The organism is Actinomadura soli, assembly GCF_005889715.1.
GTDB classification, from domain to species: Bacteria; Actinomycetota; Actinomycetes; order Streptosporangiales; family Streptosporangiaceae; genus Spirillospora; species Spirillospora soli.
The window spans coordinates 1-4,235 of sequence record NZ_VCKW01000440.1 but is presented as its reverse complement, the minus strand read 5'-3'; the positions used below and the strand labels follow the sequence as shown (position 1 = coordinate 4,235).

5 protein-coding genes are annotated in these 4,235 nt (G+C 72.8%); all 5 read right to left on the bottom strand.

Annotation, left to right across the window (positions count from 1 at the left end; translation table 11 throughout):
* Window positions 1-21: 21 nt before the first annotated feature.
* Window positions 22-981: an RNA polymerase subunit sigma-70 gene (locus tag ETD83_RS40085; protein WP_230421507.1), complete on the bottom strand. Its 960-nt coding sequence runs from the start codon at window positions 979-981 to the stop codon at window positions 22-24.
* A 44-nt stretch (window positions 982-1,025) separates the two neighbouring features.
* A complete protein-coding gene (locus tag ETD83_RS40080; protein ID WP_138650477.1) occupies window positions 1,026-1,766 on the bottom strand; it encodes an SDR family NAD(P)-dependent oxidoreductase in 741 nt (246 codons plus the stop codon).
* Window positions 1,767-1,877: 111 nt separating this feature from the next.
* On the bottom strand, window positions 1,878-2,345 hold the full coding sequence (locus tag ETD83_RS40075; RefSeq protein WP_138650476.1) for a MarR family transcriptional regulator: 468 nt from the start codon (window positions 2,343-2,345) through the stop codon (window positions 1,878-1,880).
* A gap of 177 nt (window positions 2,346-2,522) precedes the next feature.
* A complete protein-coding gene (locus ETD83_RS40070) occupies window positions 2,523-3,134 on the bottom strand; it encodes a maleylpyruvate isomerase family mycothiol-dependent enzyme (protein ID WP_138650475.1) in 612 nt (203 codons plus the stop codon).
* A 67-nt stretch (window positions 3,135-3,201) separates the two neighbouring features.
* Window positions 3,202-4,235, bottom strand: a 1,034-nt coding sequence (locus tag ETD83_RS40065; protein ID WP_329603065.1) for an RNA polymerase subunit sigma-70, incomplete at its 5' end; no start/stop codon positions are given.

The following is a 4,235-nucleotide window of genomic DNA, read 5'->3' as shown; positions in this document are numbered from 1 at the left end:
CTTTCCGGGGGAGGGGCCGCCTCAGAACGTCAGCGCGAGGCCGAACGTCCGAACCAGGCTCGGGTCGTGGAACGCCGTGATACGCGAGATCCGATCGCCCATCAGCGTCAGGACCTCGACGCCGTGCGCCTCGTAGCGGCCGTCGCCGACGCGCCCGTAGGCGACGGCGGCGGGCTGGCCGTTGGCGGCGGTGGGCACCAAGCGCCACCGGTCCCTGCGCAGGACCCGGGCGGCCAGGAACCCGACGACGGCGTTCCGGCCGGTGAACCAGGTGGGGATCGGCGGCATCTCGAGCTCGACGTCGGCGCGCAGCAGGTTCACGAGGCCGTCGGGGTCGGCCCGGGTGAACGCGTCGACGTAGCCGTCGAGGAGGGTTCGCCGGGTCTTCTCGTCCGGTTCGGCCAGGTCGTCGGCGACCGGGCCGATCTCGGCGAGGCGGGCCCGGGCGCGGCGGAGCGCGCTGTCGACGGCCGCGGTCGTCGTGTCCAGTATCGCGGCGACCTCGGCCGTCCGGAACGCCAGGACGTCCCGCAACGTCAGCACGGCCCGCTGCCGGGCGGGCAGGAACTGGAGCGCGGCGATGAAGGCGAGCCGGACCCCGGCGCGGCCGCTCACGATCGCCGCCGGGTCGCCGGCGCCGAGCAGCGCGTCCGGCGCCGGCTGGAGCCAGGCCACCGCGGGCTCGCGCGGGGCCACGGCCACGCGATGATCGTCCGAAGGCGCCCCCAACCCGGACGGGAGCGGACGCCGGGAGCGCGTCTCCAGCGCGGTCAGGCACGCCATGGTGGCGATCTTGTAGAGCCACCGCCGTGCCGAGGACCGGCCCTCGAACCGGCCGAATCCGCGCCACGCCCGCAGATAGGTCTCCTGCACCAGGTCCTCGGCGTCGTGGATCGAGCCGAGGATCCGGTAGCAGTGCGCCAGCAGCTCGGCCCGGAACGGCTCGGTCACGGCGGCGAACTCGGCGTCCGACGGCGCCACGGCTACTCCCGGGGAAGCGGTGACGTCCACTGTAGACGGCGGCTTCATTCGACCGGCCGCGGTCCGTCGCCGCCGATCACGTACTCCGGGCCGCTGCCGGGGTCACCGGCGAGGTCGAGGACGGCCTTGGCGACCTGCTCCGGAGTGAGGATCGAGGACATTCCCTCGATGAAGGTCTCCCGATCGACGCCCTGGCGCGAGGCGTATCCGGCGACCGCGACCGAGCCGAGGCCGGTGGCCGGGGTCAGCTGCGGAAGCAGCGTGACGAACCGGATGTCCAGCCCGGCCCGCTCCGACTCGCCGGCGGCGTACCCCCGCAGGTACCGGACCGCGGCCTTCGCGCCGGCATACCCCCCGCTGAGCGGAGATCCGCCGAGGGCCGCTCCGCTGGACATCCCGACGACCACGCTGCCCGGGGCCAGCGGCTCCCGCAGCGCCGCCCGCGTCCAGGCGAAGACGTGCCGGGTGTCGGCCTGCCAGTTGCGGCTGAAGGTCTCCCAGCTCTGCTCGTGGACGGGCGCCATGTGCGGCGTGGCCCCCGCGTTGAGGACGAGCAGGCCGGGACGGTGTTCGTGGATCACGTCCCGCGCGAGCTCCTCGCCGGTGGCGTCGGCGTTCACGGGGGTGAAGGCCCCGCCGAGGTCGTCGCGGACGGCGCGCAGGTCCCGCGCGCCGCGGGCGACGCCGACGACCTCGGTGCCCGCGGCGACGAGCGCGGCGGCGATCGCGCGGCCGAAGCCGCGGCTGGCACCGGTGACGACGGCGGTCTGGAATTGATGGGACATCGGACGCTCCGGAGTGGTGTCGGTTCCGTTCCGCATCAAGACCAGTCGGCAGAGCGAAATCCGTCGTCCTGCCCGAAGTCCGTCACGTGAGGTGGGTCACACGACGCACCGTCAGTCGGGCTGCCGGGTCAGTGCCATCGTCTCGCGCTCGTAGGTGAGCAGGGCGTTGATCACCAGCTTCCGCTCGGCCGGGGACAGCGGCTCGAACGCGGTGCGCCATGCGGCGGCCCCGGCGCCCAGCCAGTCCTCGATCGCGGGACGGTGGGCGTCGGCGATGCTCACGATCGTCCGGCGGCGGTCGTGCTCGTCTTCGCGCCGCCGCAGGATGTCCTGACGGCTCAGGTCGCCCACCATCAGGCTGACCGTCGTCGGCGCGAGCTGGAGCTGCTCCGCGAGCCGCTTGACCGTGGCGGACTCGTCGTAGAGCAGCAGCGCCAGCAGGGAGAGGTGCCGGGGCGTGAGGGCGAAGGCGCGCAGCCGCTCCGGGACCGGCATCCGCTTGGCCCGCGCCACCAGCCGCGGCATCAACCGGAGCATCTCGCGCACGCCCTCGTCGACGGTCGGGCCGTCGGTTGACATGGGACCCTCCGACATTTAGTGTTGGTTTCAAATCTATTTTGGTATCAGGGCCTATTATGCCGAAGGGTAATCATGGCCGTCTACGACCTGGACCACTTCACGCTCGGCGTGCGGCACCTCCACGCCGGCTGCGCGCGCCCTCCGGCGCCCCCGGCCTGGCCGAGCCGGGGAGGAGGGTCACCGGGTCGTCTTCCGGGCCTCGGTGAGCGGTCGGCGTCCGGTGATCACGAGGAGGACCTCCTTGGCGGGCATCGTCAGGACGGTGGGTCCCTCGCCGACGGAGACGTCCGCGTCGGTGGCGACCAGCCTCCTCCCGCCGAGGTCGACGCCGAAGAACTTCAGCTGCCTGTCGGCGGCCGATCCCAGAACCAGCGCGAGGCGCTCGGGCGGTGCCGGGGGCAGGCCGAGTGGTTCGGTGACGTCCAGGCCGTGGATGACGTCGTGGCTGAGGGCGCCTGCCTGCCCGCCGCCGGGCGGCTGCCAGGGGTGCTCGATGTTGCGGCGGAGAAGGTCGAGAAGCTCGGCGTCGCTCATCGCCTCCGTCGTCGACCGCGCGTCCCGGTCGGCGTAGCGGTTGAACGAGAACCGGGCCCGGGCCAGACCTGCCACTATCCGGATCGGCCTGGTCCGGAACGGCATCGTCATGTGGGCGACCACCTCGCGGACCCGCCAGCCGTCGCACAGGGACGGCGCGCCCCACTGCTCCGGCGCGAGGTCGCCGAAGAGGCCGGCGAGCCGCTCCCGCTCCGCACGGGTCTCGCTGGTCAGGTGGGCTGAGGATGTTCCCATCGGGCTGTCCTTCCGCGTCGTCGGGTGTTCACCGACTTGTACGACGCGGCCCGCGGGAACTCATCGCTCACACGGTGACGTGCTCCGCGCCCCGGAGGGACTCGGGGAGGCCGAACTCGGCGAACCGGTGCCGGGTGCCGAGGAACGTCACCTGCCGGCCGATCAGTCCGTCCCGCAGGTCGATCGCCACGAGCGCGAACGGACGCAGGACCCCGTCGTCGCCGGGACGGTACTGCCCGAACCCCGGGGCGCCGTTGATGCGGCAAAGGACCAGCCGCGCCCCCGCGCAGGAGTCGCTGGCCCCGGCGGCGGCCGCGATCTTCTGCGCGCCCTCCAGCCGCCAGACGAACGGCGGCATGGAGGCCACCGAGTCCTCGCGCATCACGGCGGTCAGCCCGGCGATGTCATGGGACTCGAAGGCGGCCACGAACCGGCGGAGCAGATCACGCTGCCGGGCGTCTTCGGGGTCGTACACGTCGGCGGGGTCGGGCCGGTTCGCCTCCAGTGTGGCCCGTGCGCGCTGCAAGGCGCTGTTCACCGCGGGCACCGTCGTGCCGAGGATCTCGGCGGTCTCCTGCGCGGTGAACACCAGGACGTCGCGCAACACCAGGACGGCCCGCTGACGAGGAGCGAGGTGCTGGAGCGCCGCGATGAACGCGAGACGGACCGACTCCCGCTCCAGGACCACGTCGCTGGGGTTCTGGACGTCCAGCAGGCGCGAGTCGGGCATCGGCTCCACCCACACGTCCGGAGGGAGCGGGGCACCGAGGTCCGAGGGGTGGGCCGTCGCCGACTCCACGTCCATGACCAGGGCCCGCCGCTTCGCCGCCCGGAGCATGTCGATGCAGACGTTGGTGGCGATCCGGTGGACCCAGGTGCTCAACCGCGCTCTGGCCGGGTCGTACTGGTCCCGCCGGGACGACGCCCGGATCAGGGTCTCCTGGACCGCGTCGTCCGTGTCGGCCGAAGAGCCGAGGAGCCGGTAGCAGTAGCCGGTCAGCGGGACGCGCAGAGCCTCCAGGTCGTCGGTCGTCAACCCGTCCGCCCGCACGAGCCACCCCCCATCATCCGGCTGCAGGATCCAAGCTACCGACCCTGAGG